Below are 16,369 nucleotides of genomic sequence, written 5' to 3'. Positions count from 1 at the left end.
AGAGGCGGCTCTTATGCCGCCTCAAGATCGAGATCCGCCCATACCGGCACGTGGTCCGACGGCTTCTCCCAACCGCGCACATAGCTGTCGATGCCGACATTGGCGAGCCGGTCGCTGGCCTGCGGCGACAGCAGGAGATGGTCGATGCGCAGGCCCTGGTTCTTCTGCCAGGCCCCGGCCTGGTAATCCCAGAAGGTGTAGAGCCCGGGCTCATCCGTGACCGCCCGCAAGGCATCGGTCAGGCCGAGCCCGAGCAGGGATTGAAAGCTCTCCCGCGTCTCGGCCTTGAACAGGGCATCCTCGGTCCAGGCGGCGGGGTTGTGGACGTCGCGGGCATGCGGGATGACGTTGAAGTCGCCCGCGAGGATCAGCGGGACCTCCTCCTTAAGGCGTTCCTTCGAATACTCAAGAAGCCGCGACATCCATTTGAGCTTATAGGGATATTTGTCGGTGCCGACCGGATTGCCGTTGGGCAGATAGAGGCAGGCGATGCGCAAGACGCCCTGCTTGAGCGTTACCACGCCTTCGAGAAAGCGGGCATGCGCATCCTCGTCATCGCCGGCGAGTCCCGATTTGGTCTCGTCGAACCGGAGCTTGGAGAGCAGGGCGACGCCATTGAAGGTCTTCTGCCCATGCGTAACCACGTTGTAGCCGAGCGCCTCGATCTCCAGCCGGGGGAAGGCCTCATCGACGCACTTGATCTCCTGGAGGCAGACGATGTCCGGCTGGCACTCCTTCAGCCAGGTCAGCAGCAGGTCGATCCGCTGCCGGACCGAGTTCACGTTCCAGGTGGCTACTCTGATGGGCATTGGGAGGGGCTCCAGGCGGGGCCACCGTTAGAACAAAATGCAAACGCGCCCGTCAAGGCGGCCGCAGAATCTCCCACAAAATTAACCCGGCTTAAGCGCGCGACGGGTCATTGATGCCGAAAAGGTGCCTCGGATGGGATGGCCGGACAAATCCATGACGCGAACTGAGCCGCGCGACGGCGTGATCGGCGCGTTGCTGTATAGGCTAGGCGGCTTCGAGATCGAGGATGGTCTGACCGCCGATCTCAGCGAGCGCGAGCTGCGGCGCATCCGCGCCAAGCAGATCGAGGCGGTGACGCGGCTGATCCCGGTGACGATGGCCGTCACCATGCTCAACGTCGCCGTCGTTCTGATCCTGTTCTGGGGCAGGGGCTGGAACGACGTCCTCGCGATCTGGGGTATGACGCTCGCCGCCACCGCCTCGCTCGCGGTCCGTTCGTGGCGGCGGTCGCATCGAAATCCGCCGCAGGAGGCCTCGCCGCGTGCCGCGCGGCAGATGCTGCGGCAGGCGTTCTTCCTCGCCGCGATCTGGGGCATGCTGCCGCTGGCGCTGTTCAGCCGCATCGAGCCAACCAGCCAGCTCATCCTGGCCTGCCTGATGGTCGGCATGATGTCGGGCGGCGCGTTCACGCTGTCGACCTTCCCGCGTGCCGGCCTTGTCTATCTCGCCACCATGACGATCGCCTGCGCCGGTGCGATGCTACTGTGCGGTGACGGGCCCTATCTGGTGACCGCGGTGTTCCTGCTGCTGTTCGCATTCTTCATGGCGCGCAACATCGTCTCCCACGGCAACCTCTTCCTCGGCAATCTCAAGGCCCAGCTCGAGCTTGAGCGGCAGACCGAGATCATTTCGCTGCTGCTGAAGGACTTTCATGAGAACGCCAGCGACTGGCTGTGGCAGACCGATGCCGAAGGGCATCTCGTCGACGTACCCCAGCGCTTCGCGGACGTGGCGCAGCTGCCGCTTCAGCTCCTGAAGGGATCGCACTTCGCCGACGTGCTCGACATGCTCTGCCCCGAGGACAAGAGCGCGGCCTACAACATCATCGGCCTGATGGAGCAGGCCGAGGCGCTGCATGAGATGAATATCAAGGTCGTCGCCGGCGGCGAGGCGCGGCTGTGGTCGCTGACGGCGAAGCCCGCCCACGATCGCGACGGCCAGTTCCTCGGCTATCGCGGCTTCGGCCGCGACGTGACCGAACGCTGGCGCGCGGAGAAGGCCGAAGCCGAGAGCCGCGCCAAGTCCGACTTCCTGGCGGTGATGAGCCACGAGATCCGCACGCCCATGAACGGTGTGCTCGGGCTTGCCAGCATGCTGCTGGAGACAAAGCTCGATCCGGAGCAGCACGAGGCCGTCACCACGATCCGCGAGTCCGGCGACAATCTCCAGCGCATCCTCAACGACATCCTCGATCTGTCCAAGCTCGAGGCCGGCCGCTTCGCGTTGGAAGCGATCGACTTTGCGCCGCGGGCGCTGGTCGAGACCGCCGCGACCGTGGCGCGCGCGAGCGCCAAGAGCAAGGGACTTGCAGTCAAGGTCGAGCTCGATCCTAACCTGCCGCCGACGCTGCGCGGCGACGCCGCGCGCATCCGCCAGGTGCTGCTCAACCTCGTGTCCAATGCGGTGAAGTTCACCGACGAAGGCGAGGTGAGGGTTTCGGCCACCTGCCAGGCGCGGCGCGATCTGCTGGCGACGGTCGAATGGGCGGTGACCGATAGCGGCATCGGCATTGCCCCCGATAAGCTCGGCCAGCTCTTCAGCGACTTCGCCCAGGCGGACGCCTCGATCAGCCCCCGTTTCGGCGGCACCGGCCTTGGCCTTGCGATTTCCCGGCGCATCATCGAACAGATGGGCGGCACCATCGGCGTTACCTCGATGCCGGGCGAGGGCTCGACTTTCCGCTTCACCCTGGTGTTGCCCTGGAGCCAGGCGGAGGCGTCAGACCACGATGCGGGCCGCGACGACGGCGACGAGCTCAAGGCTCGCATCGCCGGGCTCGACCGGCCGCTGAAGGTGCTGGTCGCCGAGGACGACGCCGTCAACCGCATGGTCGTGAGCAAGATGCTCGGCGGATTCGATGTTGAGCTGCGCGTCCTCACCGACGGCGTCGACGCCGTCGCGGCAGCCTCTGAAGGCGACTACGATGTCGTGCTGATGGACGTGCGCATGCCCGACATGGACGGACTTGCCGCAACCCGCGCGATCCGTGCGCAAGGCGGGCGCTTCGAAGTCCTGCCAATCATCGCGCTCACCGCCAACGCCTTCCCCGAAGACGTCAGGATCTGCCGCGAGGCCGGCATGTCGGACTTTCTGCCCAAGCCGCTGCGCAAGCCTGCGCTGGTCGCGGCCCTGCTACGTGCGCTGGACGGCCACGTCATGTCGGAGGATGCGCCGCTTCGGCCGGAGCTGATGCCGGTCGAGGTGGAGTGGACGGACGAGGAAAGGCAGATCACCGGCGCGTAGGTGCTCAGATCGAGAAGCTGGTCCCGCAGCCGCACGAGGCAGTCGCGTTCGGATTGTTGACTCGGAACGAGGCGCCGATCAGATCGTCGACGAAATCGACCTGCGATCCCGCCAGGAACGGCTGCGAGGCCGAATCGACCAGCACCACAGCATTGTCCTGCTCGATCACGAGATCGTCATCGGTGCGGGCACGGTCGATGTCGAACTTGTACTGGAAACCCGAGCAGCCGCCGCCCTCGACGGAGATGCGTAGCATCGCGCCTGACCCTTCGCCCTTGAGGATCTCCCCAATCCGGCGTGCGGCCCGGTCGCTGATGGTCACGGCAGTCGTCATCGTTCGTCTCCGATAGTCCCGCGGTCATACCAAGTTCATTGCCCAATTCGTTTGGTATCCCGCGCCCGACATAGTTAAGTGCCACCATACGCAGAATCAAATGGATAGGGACTAAATTCGCCGTGTCCGTCGGAATGGCAGCCCCCCGCGCGCCCTTTGCCTGCGACCCCGATCGCAGCCGCGGCCGGCTAGTCGCGGAGCCCCCGAGCCGGACCCGCAGCCCGTTCCGACGCGATTGCGACCGCGTGATCCATTCCACCGCGTTCCGCCGCCTGAAGTACAAGACCCAGGTGTTCGTGTTCCACGAGGGCGACCACTACCGCACCCGGCTGACCCATTCGCTCGAGGTGGCCCAGATCGCCCGTGCGCTGGCCCGGCAGCTCGGGCTGGACGAGGATCTCACCGAAACCTTGGCGCTTGCCCATGATCTTGGCCATCCGCCGTTCGGCCATGCCGGCGAGCGGGCACTGGACGCCTGCCTGAAGGAGTTTGGCGGCTTCGACCACAACGCCCAGACGCTCCGCGTCGTCGCCGCGCTGGAGCACCGCTATCCCGAGTTCGATGGGCTGAATCTGACCTGGGAAGCACTGGAGGGCATCGTCAAGCACAACGGCCCGTTGACCGATCGCAGCGGCGCGCCGATCGGACGCTATCGCGAGCACGGCGTTCCCGTCGGCATCGCCGACTACATCAAGACGCATGATCTCGAATTATGGAGCTTCGCCTCGCTCGAGGCGCAGGTCGCCGCGATCGCCGACGACATTGCCTATGACGCTCACGACATCGATGACGGTCTACGCGCCGGCCTGTTCCAGCTCGGCGATCTCAAGGTGATGCCGCTGACGGCGGAGATCATCGCCGAGACCTCGGCGCATTATCCCGATCTCGAAGATGTCAGGCGCGGCGCCGAGCTGGTGCGCGAGCTGATCTCGCACCTGATCGGTGCGGTGTTCGCCGAGGCGCAGAAGAACCTTGCGGCGGTCAAGCCGCAATCGGCGCAGGACGTGCGCCAGCAGAGCCGGGCGCTGATCGCGTTCCCCGCCGAGGTCGCCGAGGAGGAGGCCGCCATCAAGGCCTTCCTCTACCAGCACATGTACCGCCACAAGCGGGTGATGCGGGTGATGGAGGAGGCGGAGCAGATCCTGTTCGACCTGTTCGCAAAGTACCTGAAGGTGCCGGCCGAACTGCCGCCGGAATGGCTGCTGGGGGCGGAGGCAGACAATGAGGGCGACCGCGCCCGTCGGATCGGCAATTTCATTGCCGGAATGACCGACCGTTTCGCCCTGACCGAGCACCAGCGGCTCTTTGACTCGACCCCGGATTTGCGTTAGGCGGCGGCCATGCCCGACGCGTCCTCATCCCTGCACCTGTTCGCCGACGTGCTCGCGCGCGTGCACGCCGCCTGCCGTACGCTGGCCGTGGACGCCAACTGGCCTGAGGGCATCGATTTCTCGCGCATGGTGGTTGAGCCGCCCCGCGATGCTTCCCATGGCGACATGGCGACCAACGCCGCGATGGTGCTGGCGAAAGAGGCAAAGGCAAAGCCGCGCGATCTTGCCGAGCAGATCGCCGAGCGGCTGCGCGCCGATGCGCTGATCGCCAAGGTCGACGTCGCCGGTCCCGGCTTCATCAATTTGACGCTGAGTCCCGCCGCCTGGGCCGAGGCGCTGCGCACGGTGCTGCGCGAGGGCGCCGATTACGGCCGCGTCCGCGGCGGCTCCAAGGTCAACGTCGAATATGTCTCGGCCAATCCGACCGGACCGATGCATGTCGGCCATTGCCGCGGCGCCGTGTTCGGTGACGCCCTGGCGAGCCTGCTTCAGTTCGCAGGCCACGACGTCACGCGCGAATATTACATCAACGACGCTGGCGCCCAGGTCGACGTGCTCGCACGCTCCGCGTTCCTGCGATATCGCGAGGCGCTCGGTGAGGACATCGGCGCGATTCCGGAAGGACTCTATCCCGGTGACTATCTGAAGCCGGTCGGCGCGGCGCTGGCGAAGGAGCATGGCGACAAGCTCCGCGGAATGAGCGAGGCGGAGTGGCTGCCGACCGTGCGCGCCAAGGCGATCGCGATGATGATGGAGGAGATCAAGGACGATCTCGCCGCGCTCAACATCCGCCACGACGTGTTCTTCTCGGAGCGCTCGCTGATCGAGAACGGCAACAACCAGGTTGCCAAAACCATCGATTTCCTGCGCGCCAAGGGCGACATCTACGAGGGACGCCTGCCGCCGCCGAAGGGCGCGCCGGTCGAGGATTGGGAAGACCGCGAGCAGTTGCTGTTCAAGGCGACTGCCTACGGCGACGACGTCGATCGGCCGCTGATCAAGTCGGACAATTCCTACACCTACTTCGCCTCCGACATCGCCTACCACAAGAACAAGTTCGACCGTGGTTTTGCGGAGATGATCGACGTCTGGGGCGCCGACCATGGCGGCTACATCAAGCGGATGCAGGCGGCGGTAAAGGCGACGACGTCCGGCAAGGGCGCGCTCGACGTCAAGATCGTGCAGCTCGTGAAGTTGCTGCGCAGCGGCGAGCCGGTGAAAATGTCGAAGCGGAGCGGGGACTTCGTCACCCTGCGTGAGGTGGTAGATGAGGTGGGCCAGGATGCTGTCCGTTTCATGATGCTCTACCGCAAGAACGATGCGGTGCTCGACTTCGACCTCGCCAAGGTCGTGGAACAGTCGCGCGACAACCCGGTGTTCTACGTTCAGTACGGTCACGCCCGCGGCCACTCGATCTTCCGCAACGCGCGGGCTGAGGTGTTCCCGGAACTGCCGGAGGATACCGGCGCGCGGACCGCTTGGCTCAGTGAGTCGGCGGTGGAACGGTTGTCGGACCCGGTCGAACTCGATCTTCTCAAGCGCCTCGCAATTTTTCCGCGCATGCTGGAAGCTGCCGCCGCGGCCCACGAACCGCACCGAATTGCCTTTTATCTCTATGATTTAGCCAGCGAATTTCATGCACTTTGGACGAAGGGGCGCGATTTGCCCTATTTACGCTTCATTATCAATAATGATGCAGATCTTACGAAGGCGCGGCTGGCCATGGTCCAGGGCGTTGTCTCAGTCCTGGCATCGGGCCTCGCCATCCTCGGCGTCCATGCCCCGGACGAGATGCGGTAGTTTGGGGCGAACTACTTAAGAGGAATTCGGGGGTAACCGGCAGAAGCCGGATCGCTTAGACTTGGTTGAAAGCCTTGTGGGTCGAAAGCCGTGCCTTGGTCGAGGGGCGCGCGGCTTTCCCGAAGGGACGCATCATCACGATGGCCGAACGATATCAGGACAGACCGTTTCCCTCCGATGACTATGGTCGCGGTAGCGAGCAGCATGGGAAGGCGGAAAATGATCCCTTGGCCGAGCTCGCCCGTCTGATCGGACAGACCGATCCGTTCGCAGCGCAGTCGCCGCCGACCGCACGCCCGACGGCAGCGCCCGCGCAGAGTTATCGAGAAGACGATTATCGCCAGGACGATGATCGGCAGGTTTATGCCGAGCAGGCCTCACCGCCGCCCGGGCCGCCGTCATGGATGCGGCGCGCCAACGTACAGCCGCAGCCGACAGCCGCGCCGGAGCCCGACTATTCCGTCTCCGTAAACCCGGTTCATCCGTTGCATCGCTATTCGGCCCAGCCGACCGCAGCTGCGCCTGAGCCGGACTTTCATCAATCGCAGGCCCATCAGGATCACGCTTATCAAGCCCAAGCCTATCAGGATCAGGCCCACCAGCAGCACGGTCAGGCTTATCAGGATCAGGCCTATCAGGAGCCGTACGCGCAGCCCGATCCGTCGCGCTATGATGATGCGCTCTATGGCCGGCTCGAGACAGGCGAGCAGGACTACCAGCGCGATCCGGCCTACCCCGACGATCCTTACGCCTACCAAAGCGACTATCCTGAGGCCGAACTTGACGAGCCGAAGAAGCAGCGCGGCGGCATGATGACAGTCGCGGCGATCCTAGCGCTTGCCGTGGTCGGGACTGGTGCTGCCTTCGCCTACAAGACCTATGCGGGCTCCCCCCGCAGCGGCGAGCCGCCGATCATCAAGGCCGACAACACACCGACCAAGATCGTGCCGGCGCCGACGGACTCCTCCGCCAAGGTGCCGGATCGCATGGTGAGCGGTGACGGCACCGAGAAGATCGTGCCGCGGGAGGAAGCGCCTGTCGACGTCAATGCCAGAGCGGCTGGTCCCCGCGTGGTGTTCCCGCCGCTGAACCAGAATGCGAATCCACCGTCGGTGGCGAGCGTGTCGCCGTCGATGGTGCCGCCGCCGAGCGCGGGGGCGGCCCCGAGCAACGGCACACTGCCGAACAATTCGCCGCGCTCAATCAGGACGGTGGCTGTGAAGGGTGATCAGACCGATAGCGCTACGCCGCAATCGGCTGCAGCCGCCAAGCCCGCAACTGCGCCAAAACCTGTTGCCGCGCCGCCTGCGCCAATCGCGCCGCGCAATCCACCGGCGTCGGCCAATGCCAGCGCCAACCAGCCTTTGTCGCTCGCGCCGCAATCGGGACCGACGGCCGAGCCTCCGCAGCGGATGGCTGCGACCAACCCGACGCAAATTGCGCCCGCCAGCAGCGGTGGGGGCTACATCGTGCAGGTTTCCTCGCAGCAGAGCGAGGACAGCGCCGCCGCGTCCTATCGGGTGCTTCAGAGCAAGTACGGCAGTGTGCTCGGGTCCCGTTCGCCGGTGATCAAGCGCGTCGACCTCACCGACAAGGGCAAGGGCATCGTCTACCGCGCCTTCGCCGGTCCCTATGGCTCGGCCGAGGAGGCGACGCAGGCATGCAACAGCCTCAAGTCCGCAGGTCTGTCCGCCTGCTTCGTCCAGAGGAATTAACGGCCGTTTCCTTGACCCCCTCGCGGGGCAGGGTTAATCGGCCGTATGAGCACGCGGGCCTTCATTACCGGCGTATCCGGAACGGAACTGACCGCCGCCGAGCGGGAGTTTATCCGCGCCGAACGTCCATGGGGCTTCATCCTCTTCAAGCGTAATGTCGCGGCACCGGCTCAAGTTGCTGCATTGGTTGCGGAATTGCGGGCAGTGGCGGGTGCTGCCGACGCGCCCGTCCTGATCGATCAGGAGGGCGGACGGGTGCAGCGGCTGGGGCCTCCGCACTGGCCGCTCTATCCGCCGGGAGCCGTATTTGCGAATTTGTACGACACTGATTCGGCGCTCGGGCTTACTGCGGCGCGCCTGAGCGCCCGCCTGATCGCGGCCGATCTCGCCGATCTCGGCATTACGGTGGATTGCCTGCCGCTCGCTGACGTGCCGGTGCCGGGTGCCGATGCCGTCATCGGCAACCGAGCTTATGGCACGGAGCCGGGCAAGGTTGCCGCGATTGCGCGCGCGGTCACCGAGGGGCTGGAGCAGGGCGGCGTGCTGCCGGTTCTCAAGCACATTCCCGGTCATGGCCGCGCCACTGCCGACACCCATTTCAAGCTGCCGACAGTCGACACGCCCCGGGACGAGCTGGACCGGACCGATTTCGCCGCGTTTAAGCCGCTCTCGGATCTGCCGATGGCCATGACTGCACATGTTGTGTTTAGCGCGATCGACGCCGCCCAACCGGCGACGACATCTGCGACAATGATTGCTGACGTGATTCGCGGCACAATCGGGTTCCAGGGTTTGTTAATGAGTGATGACGTGTCGATGAACGCGCTGTCGGGGAATATCGCCGAGCGGACCCGCGCCATCTTCGCGGCTGGCTGCGACGTGGCCCTGCATTGCAACGGCAACATCGAGGAGATGCGCGACGTCGCCAGCCAGACACCCGAACTGTCCGGCAGAGCACTGGAGCGGGCGAAAGCCGCGCTCGCCGCGCGTAAGCCGCCGCAGCCGTTGGACCGGGCGGCCGCACGCGCAGAACTGGACGCATTGATCGCACGGGCAAACACGGCATCCGCATGACCGCAGAAATCCTATCCTTCGAAACCGGGCGGCCCGCAGAGCTTGCCGAGGGTGAGCCGGCGTTGGTCGTGGACGTCGAAGGCTATGAGGGCCCACTCGACCTGTTGCTCGCACTGGCGCGGCAGCAGAAGGTCGACCTCGCCAAGATTTCGATCCTGGCGCTGGCCGACCAGTACCTCCACTTCATCGAGGCTGCGCGGAAAATCCGGCTGGAGCTCGCTGCTGACTATCTCGTGATGGCGGCCTGGCTCGCCTTCCTAAAGTCGCGCCTGCTGCTGCCGGAGCCGCCGAGTGCGGAAGGCCCGAGCGCGGAGCAGATGGCGACTGCCCTCGCCAACCGCCTGCGCCGGCTGGAAGCCATTCGCGAAGCCGCCAATCGGCTGATGAACAGGCCGCAATTGCAGCGCGACATCTTTCCGCGCGGCGAGCCCGAGCACATCGCCGAGATCAAGCATCCGAAATACACGGCGACGCTGTACGACCTGCTCACCGCCTATGCCGCGCAGCGCCAATCGCGCGTGCTGGCGAGCGTGCATCTGGCCAAGCGTACGGTGTGGTCGCTCGCCGAAGCGCGCGCCACGCTGGAACGGCTGGTCGGCAGCATCAGCGAACAGGATGATTGGGGCGTTCTCGATGACTTCCTGATCCGGCATGTCGCCGATCCGACGCAGCGCGCGACGGTGTTCGCCTCGAGCTTCGCCGCCGCGCTCGAACTGGTGCGCGAAGGCCAGCTCGAGCTGAACCAGAAAGAGGCGTTCGCGCCCATCTATTTCCGGAAGGGGCGTCCTAAACCGGTTCCGGACGCAGCTCCTGCGCCCGATGCGCCGGTCGGTTAAGTGCAAGAAGGAGGATCTGCCATGGCAAGCCTGGCTGAAGCGCGGGTAGAAGAGGCCGAGCCGATGGAGAACGAATCCCAGGCACGGCCGGAGGAATTGCGGCTGCTGGAAGCGCTCCTGTTTGCCTCGAGTGAACCGCTGGATACCGCGACGCTGGCCAAGCGGATGCCAGACGGTGTGGACGTCAAGGCCGCGCTTGAGCAGCTCCAGGCCGACTATGCGTCGCGCGGCGTGAATCTCGTGCGCATCGCCAACAAATGGACCTTCCGCACCGCCGGCGATCTCGCCTGGCTGATGACGCGGGAGAGCACCGAGACCCGCCGTCTGTCGCGCGCCGCGATCGAGGTGCTGGCGATCATCGCTTATCACCAGCCGGTGACGCGCGCCGAGATCGAGGAGATCCGCGGCGTCGTCACCTCGAAGGGCACGTTGGATGTGCTGCTGGAGACCGGCTGGATCAAGCCGCGCGGCCGGCGCAAGACGCCCGGCCGCCCGCTGACCTTCGGCACCACCGAGGAGTTCCTGTCGCAGTTCACTTTGGAACAGCTCGGCGACCTCCCGGGCCTCGAAGAGCTCAAGGGCACTGGCCTGCTGGATTCGCGCCTGCCGACCGGATTCAGCGTGCCGACGCCGTCGGATGACCCGACGCTGCGTGAGGACGAGGATCCGTTGGAACCGGGTGAGGACCTCGATTTGGCGCTGGCGCCTGCGGTCGAGCCGGAGACACCGGAAAGCGGCGATGAGGGTGGCAGCCAAGGTGGCGGCGAGGAGTGATGTCCGTCCGTCTACGGGCCCTGCGACCGGTTAACACTAGCAAGATTACGTAGCGCCGACAGCGAATTGGCGCTGCCTTGGTCCTTGTTTTTGACACCCGCCAAGCCTAGGTTTCGGTAAACATCGGCCGGGTCCCGGCCACGCGCGTTTGGAGGGTTGCAGGATGGGTTCACTCAGCATTTGGCACTGGATCTTGGTGATCGCAGTGGTCCTGCTGCTGTTCGGCCGCGGTAAGATTTCGGATCTGATGGGCGACGTGGCGCAGGGCATCAAGGCGTTCAAGAAGGGCATGCAGGACGACGACAAGCCCGCCGACAAGCCCGAGCCGGCCAAGTCCATCGAGCACAACAATGCCGCACCGACCGCGGCACGGTCCGACGTCGGCAGCAAGGCCGTCTGAGCCAGAGAGCACGCGAGAACGCGGGTAGCGGACCCGATCCTGCGCGCGGTGGATTGGGCCGGTTGCGGCTGGCGTGAACGGAAGACCTCATGTTCGACATCGGCTGGAGTGAACTGGTCCTCATCGGGGTCGTGGCCCTGATCGCCATCGGCCCGAAGGAGCTGCCGGGCGTGCTGCGCATGGTTGGGCAGTGGATGGGCAAGGCCCGCAAGATGGCCGCCGAATTCCAGGGCCAGTTCCAGGAAGCGATGCGCGAGGCCGAGATGGCCGACCTCAAGAAGAGCTTCGACGAGGTCAAGGAAGCCGCGACCGGCTTCAATCCGCTGACTTCGCTTCAGAAGGATGTCAGCGACGCGCTACGCGTCGATGCGCTCGACAAGCCGGCCGAGACGCCAGCCACCGGGGCCGTCGAACCGGCGGCGACTTCGAGTGAAGCGCTGGCGACTTCGAGTGAAGCGCCGGTAACGCCAACGACACCAGAAGCGCCGACGCCCGCGACCTTCATGGAAGCCGAGGCGCACGCAGCAGCGAACGAGCCGCTTGCGATCACCCGTGAGGTCAAGCAGGCCCAGGTCGCGCAAGACACCTCGCCATCCGAGGCGATTAAGGACGTCAAAGCGTCATGACCGACGCCGATATCGAGGCCAGCAAAGCCCCTTTGATGGACCACCTGATCGAGCTGCGGTCGCGGCTGATCAAGGCGCTGCTCGGATTCGGCGTTGCCTTCATCTTCTGCTTCTTCTTCGCCAAGCAGATCTACAACGTGCTGGTCTGGCCGTTCGTGTGGGTGGCGGGTCCCGAGAATTCCAAGTTCATCTACACGGCGCTGCTGGAATATTTCATCACTCAGCTCAAGCTCGCGCTGTTCGGCGCCGGCTTCATCTCTTTCCCAATCGTCGCGACGCAGATCTACAAGTTCGTGGCGCCCGGTCTCTACAAGCACGAGAAGCAGGCCTTCCTGCCGTATCTGGTCGCAACCCCGTTCTTCTTCGTGTTGGGTGCAGCGCTGGTCTATTTCGTCGTCCTGCCGATGCTGGTCCGCTTCTCGCTCGGCATGCAGCAGGCCGGCAGCGACGAGACCGCGCAGATCCAGCTCTTGCCCAAGGTCGGCGAATATCTGTCGCTGATGATGTCGCTGATCTTCGCCTTCGGCATCGCCTTCCAGCTTCCGGTGATCCTGACGCTGCTCGGCCGGATCGGCATCGTCACCTCGAAGATGCTGCGCGAGAAGCGCCGCTATTTCATCGTCATCGCCTTCGTCATCGCGGCCGTGCTGACGCCGCCCGACGTGCTCAGCCAGTGCTCCCTGGCGTTTCCCTTGCTAGCGCTCTACGAGGGTTCGATCATCGCGGTGGCGATGGTGGAGAAGAAGGCCGCGGCCTCGCGGGCGGCCACCGGCACCGACTTATCGACGCCGGCCAATCCGGCGGAGTAGAGGACGGCCAAGCCACCGGCGTCATTCCCCGCGAAGGCGGGGAATCCAGGACGCAGCGGCCCGTCGAGAAATCACTACTGTCTCTGGGATACTGGATCATCCGCCTTCGCGGATGATGACAGCCGTGCTAGGAGACCCGCTGATGTAAACTTACAACGTTCAACGTTGCATGTTTACGCGCTTCTCCGGGACCACCGCCATGCACGACATCAAATCGATCCGCGACAATCCGCAAGCCTTCGACGCCGGCCTCGCACGGCGCGGCCTGAAGCCGATGTCGGCCTCGCTGCTCGCGATTGACGAGAAGCGGCGCGCGGCGATCCTGGCGTCGGAGCAGGCGCAGGCACGGCGCAATGCGGCCTCGAAAGAAATTGGCGATGCCAAGAAAGCCAAGGACGAGGCGCGCGCCGCCAAGCTGATGGCCGAAGTGGCCGAGCTCAAGACGACGATGCCGCAGCTCGAAGCCGTGGCGAAGGCTGCCGACGAGGAGCTGACGAAAGAGCTATCGGCGATTCCTAACATTCCGTTCGATGACGTGCCCGATGGTGTCGACGAGCGCGGCAACGTGCAGCACCACGTATTCGGCAACAAGCGCAACTACGCATTTGCCCCGAAGCTGCATGACGATCTCGGCACCGCGCTTGGCTACATGGATTTCGAGGCGGCGGCAAAACTCTCCGGGGCGCGTTTCGTCGTGCTGAAGAAGGGGCTGGCACGGCTCGAACGCGCCATCGGCCAGTTCATGCTCGACCTGCACACCACCGAGCACGGCTACACCGAAATCAATCCGCCGCTTCTGGTGCGCAACGAAGTGATGTTCGGCACCGGGCAGCTGCCGAAATTCGAGGACGATCAGTTCTGGGCGATCAAGGGCGAACTGCTGGCTGCGCCCGACCATGAGCGGCTGAAGACCGAGCGCCTCGGTCTGATCCCGACCGCAGAAGTGTCGCTCACCAACCTCGCGCGCGAATCCATTCTCGACGAAAAGCAATTGCCGATGCGCCTCACCGCGCTGACACCGTGCTTCCGCGCCGAGGCGGGCGCGGCCGGGCGCGACACCCGCGGCATGATCCGCCAGCACCAGTTCACCAAGGTCGAGCTGGTCTCGATCACGACGCCGGAAGTGAGCAAGGACGAACTGGAGCGGATGCTGTCCTGCGCCGAGCAGGTGTTGCAGAAGCTCGACTTGCATTATCGCGTGATGACGCTCTGCGCAGGAGATATGGGATTTTCGTCGCGGAAAACTTATGACATCGAGGTCTGGATGCCCGGGCAGGGCGACGGCGGCATGTTCCGCGAGATATCGAGCTGCTCGGTCTGCGGCGACTTTCAGGCGCGGCGCATGGATGCGCGCTCGCGCGGGCCGGACGGCAAGCCGCGCTTCGTGCACACGCTGAACGGCTCAGGCACCGCGGTCGGTCGCGCGCTGATCGCGGTGATGGAAACCTATCAGCAGGAGGATGGCTCGATCGCGATTCCCAGCGTGCTCCAGCCCTATATGGGCGGGCTGAAGGTGATCGCGCGCGAGTAGGGTTGCGAAGATCGCCCGGCCGGTTATCCTGCCGGCCTCTCAACGCGAGCTACCCGTCATGGCCTTGCACCGCGACATCTTCTGGGTCGGCCGACAATGGGCGGTGACGGGTGCCGGCATCCAGGCCGTCGATCAGCGCCTGCGCGGCGTGCTCGACATCGAGATCGCGCGGCTCTGGGACGACGATCTCGTGGGGAGCCGGCGGGCCAAGCCTGGGGTCAATACTGCGGATTTCGACAAGGCGCTGGCCGTGGCGCGCGAACGCTTTCCGCAGGCGCCGGCGTCCGATCCGTTCGTCGCGCAGCTGGTGGCGCTCGGGGTCATCGAGACTCCCGCCGTGAACCCCGTTGTGCCGGCGATGCAGCTGCGTACCGAGGGCCGGCTGGCGCGTTTTCTGCCGCAATGGCGCATCCGCCGGTAGCAGAATGAAGCCGGAACCTGGCCGCCGGGCCGAACCGGCCGGTTTGCCTGATTGGGCATAGCCGGATAAGACGGCTCAGACCCGCTTCAGGAAATCGACCTTTCGCATGCGTATTCTCTGCACCAATGACGACGGCATCCACGCCCCCGGCCTCAAGGTCGTGGAGGAGATCGCGCGCGCCTTGTCCGATGACGTCTGGGTGGTGGCCCCGGAGCTCGACCAGTCCGGCGTATCGCATTCCCTGTCGCTGAACGATCCGTTGCGCCTGCGCGAGGTCGGGCCGCGGCACTTCGCCGTGCGCGGCACGCCGACCGACTGCGTCATCATGGGCGCGCGCCACATCCTCGGGCCAAAATTGCCGGACGTCGTGCTCTCGGGAGTCAACAAGGGGCGCAACGTCGCCGAGGATGTGGTCTATTCCGGCACCATCGCCGGCGCGCTGGAAGGCACCATCCTGGGGCTGCCTTCATTCGCGCTGTCGCAGGAATTCAGCGTTGAAACCCGCGAGCGGCCGCCGTGGGACACCGCCCGCAAGTTCGGGCCCGATATCCTGCGCAAGGTGATCGCCGCAGGCATCCCGAAGGACACGGTGATTAACGTCAACTTCCCGTCGTGTGCGCCGGAGGATGTGCTCGGCATCCGCGTCACGCGTCAGGGCAAGCGCAATCTCGGCTTCCTCAGGATCGACGAGCGCAGGGACGGCCGCGGCAATCCCTATTTCTGGATCGGCTTCGAGCGCACGGCGATGATGGACACGCCCGCAGACGGCACCGATCTCGCAGCACTTCGCGAGCGCTACGTCTCGGTCACGCCGCTCAGGCTCGATCGCACCAACGAAGCGTTTTCAGAAGAATTGAGCGCGACGCTGAAGTAGCGCCTAGCCGCCGCGAAGCGCGGCCTCGATGGTCTTGCCAAGCGCGTCGAGCTGGAACGGCTTTTGGAGCGCCGGCCGATCGCGGTACTGTTCGGGCAGGCCGGAGGAGCCGTAGCCGGTGGCGAAGATGAAGGGGCAGCCCTTTGCCTTGATGACCTCGGCGACCGGCGAAATGACCTTGCCGTTGACGTTGACGTCGAGAATGGCGATGTCGAACTCGGTCGCCTGGGCGAGCCGCATGGCCTCGGTGATATCGCCGGCCTCGGCTGCGACCTTGTAGCCGAGCTCTTCGAGCATGTCCGCAACCATCATCCTGATCATCACCTCGTCCTCGACGAGGAACACAGAGCGGCCGGAAAGCCCCGTCGCGGTCATGATTGAGTCCTTGCCCATTCCCAAAAACGTTCGCAGATAACATGAATCGACGCAATGCGCGTTTTGACGAACGGACGCCTGAAAATGGCGATCACGACTGATTGTTGCACGCCGATCCGTGATCAAATATCCAGCCGAATGGTATCATGAGTTCCTGGCCACGGAACAAGATTCTCGCGCCCGGGTTGGCCCGAAC

16 protein-coding genes are annotated in these 16,369 nt (G+C 64.8%); 13 read left to right on the top strand and 3 right to left on the bottom strand.

Translation table 11 applies throughout. The features are described from left to right. Positions 1-11: 11 nt before the first annotated feature. Complete coding sequence (xth, locus tag IVA96_RS17040) at positions 12-809, bottom strand: exodeoxyribonuclease III (protein ID WP_247276006.1); 798 nt, start codon at positions 807-809, stop codon at positions 12-14. Positions 810-942: 133 nt separating this feature from the next. Between xth and IVA96_RS17035 the strand changes: the two genes are divergently transcribed. Further along, positions 943-3,273, top strand: a complete 2,331-nt coding sequence (locus tag IVA96_RS17035; protein WP_247418367.1) for a PAS domain-containing sensor histidine kinase — start codon at positions 943-945, stop codon at positions 3,271-3,273. 4 nt (positions 3,274-3,277) lie between these two features. Here IVA96_RS17035 and erpA read toward each other — a convergent pair whose 3' ends face one another. After that, a complete protein-coding gene (gene erpA / locus IVA96_RS17030; RefSeq protein ID WP_025036472.1) occupies positions 3,278-3,607 on the bottom strand; it encodes an iron-sulfur cluster insertion protein ErpA in 330 nt (109 codons plus the stop codon). A 122-nt stretch (positions 3,608-3,729) separates the two neighbouring features. Here erpA and IVA96_RS17025 point away from each other — a divergent pair, with 122 nt between their 5' ends. The 12 genes from IVA96_RS17025 (at position 3,730) to surE (ending at position 15,798) form a co-directional block, all read left to right on the top strand. After that, complete coding sequence (locus IVA96_RS17025) at positions 3,730-4,938, top strand: deoxyguanosinetriphosphate triphosphohydrolase (protein WP_247418365.1); 1,209 nt, start codon at positions 3,730-3,732, stop codon at positions 4,936-4,938. A 9-nt stretch (positions 4,939-4,947) separates the two neighbouring features. Then, a complete protein-coding gene (argS, locus tag IVA96_RS17020; protein WP_247418364.1) occupies positions 4,948-6,738 on the top strand; it encodes an arginine--tRNA ligase in 1,791 nt (596 codons plus the stop codon). Positions 6,739-6,878: 140 nt separating this feature from the next. Then, positions 6,879-8,453 carry an SPOR domain-containing protein gene (locus tag IVA96_RS17015; protein WP_247418442.1) on the top strand — a complete coding sequence of 525 codons (1,575 nt, stop codon included), beginning with the start codon at positions 6,879-6,881 and terminating at the stop codon, positions 8,451-8,453. Positions 8,454-8,498: 45 nt separating this feature from the next. Beyond that, positions 8,499-9,527, top strand: coding sequence for a beta-N-acetylhexosaminidase (nagZ, locus tag IVA96_RS17010; protein WP_247418363.1), 1,029 nt, complete (start codon positions 8,499-8,501; stop codon positions 9,525-9,527). Next, positions 9,524-10,363, top strand: coding sequence for a ScpA family protein (locus IVA96_RS17005; protein ID WP_247276012.1), 840 nt, complete (start codon positions 9,524-9,526; stop codon positions 10,361-10,363). The genes nagZ and IVA96_RS17005 overlap by 4 nt, the downstream gene beginning before the upstream one ends. 21 nt (positions 10,364-10,384) lie before the next feature. Next, positions 10,385-11,137, top strand: a complete 753-nt coding sequence (gene scpB, locus IVA96_RS17000) for an SMC-Scp complex subunit ScpB (RefSeq protein WP_247418362.1) — start codon at positions 10,385-10,387, stop codon at positions 11,135-11,137. A 163-nt stretch (positions 11,138-11,300) separates the two neighbouring features. Next, the gene (locus IVA96_RS16995; protein WP_247276014.1) at positions 11,301-11,537 is read left to right on the top strand and encodes a twin-arginine translocase TatA/TatE family subunit; all 237 of its coding nucleotides are present in this window, start codon (positions 11,301-11,303) and stop codon (positions 11,535-11,537) included. An 89-nt stretch (positions 11,538-11,626) separates the two neighbouring features. Then, positions 11,627-12,163, top strand: a complete 537-nt coding sequence (gene tatB, locus IVA96_RS16990; protein WP_247418361.1) for a Sec-independent protein translocase protein TatB — start codon at positions 11,627-11,629, stop codon at positions 12,161-12,163. Further along, positions 12,160-12,972, top strand: coding sequence for a twin-arginine translocase subunit TatC (gene tatC / locus IVA96_RS16985; RefSeq protein ID WP_247418357.1), 813 nt, complete (start codon positions 12,160-12,162; stop codon positions 12,970-12,972). Before tatB ends, tatC begins: the two co-directional genes overlap by 4 nt. 199 nt (positions 12,973-13,171) lie before the next feature. Further along, positions 13,172-14,503, top strand: coding sequence for a serine--tRNA ligase (gene serS / locus IVA96_RS16980; protein WP_247418356.1), 1,332 nt, complete (start codon positions 13,172-13,174; stop codon positions 14,501-14,503). A 58-nt stretch (positions 14,504-14,561) separates the two neighbouring features. Further along, positions 14,562-14,924: a hypothetical protein gene (locus IVA96_RS16975; RefSeq protein ID WP_247418355.1), complete on the top strand. Its 363-nt coding sequence runs from the start codon at positions 14,562-14,564 to the stop codon at positions 14,922-14,924. A 106-nt stretch (positions 14,925-15,030) separates the two neighbouring features. Further along, complete coding sequence (gene surE, locus IVA96_RS16970; protein ID WP_247276019.1) at positions 15,031-15,798, top strand: 5'/3'-nucleotidase SurE; 768 nt, start codon at positions 15,031-15,033, stop codon at positions 15,796-15,798. 3 nt (positions 15,799-15,801) lie between these two features. Here the strand turns inward: surE and IVA96_RS16965 are convergent, their stop codons facing one another. After that, positions 15,802-16,173 (bottom strand): response regulator, encoded by a 372-nt coding sequence (locus IVA96_RS16965; RefSeq protein ID WP_247418354.1) that lies wholly within the window; start codon positions 16,171-16,173, stop codon positions 15,802-15,804. Positions 16,174-16,369 lie beyond the last annotated feature (196 nt).

Source organism: Bradyrhizobium sp. 159 (genome assembly GCF_023073795.1).
GTDB lineage: Bacteria > Pseudomonadota > Alphaproteobacteria > Rhizobiales > Xanthobacteraceae > Bradyrhizobium.
The sequence above is the reverse complement of the archived record's forward strand: the minus strand, read 5'-3'. Positions and strand labels throughout refer to the sequence as shown.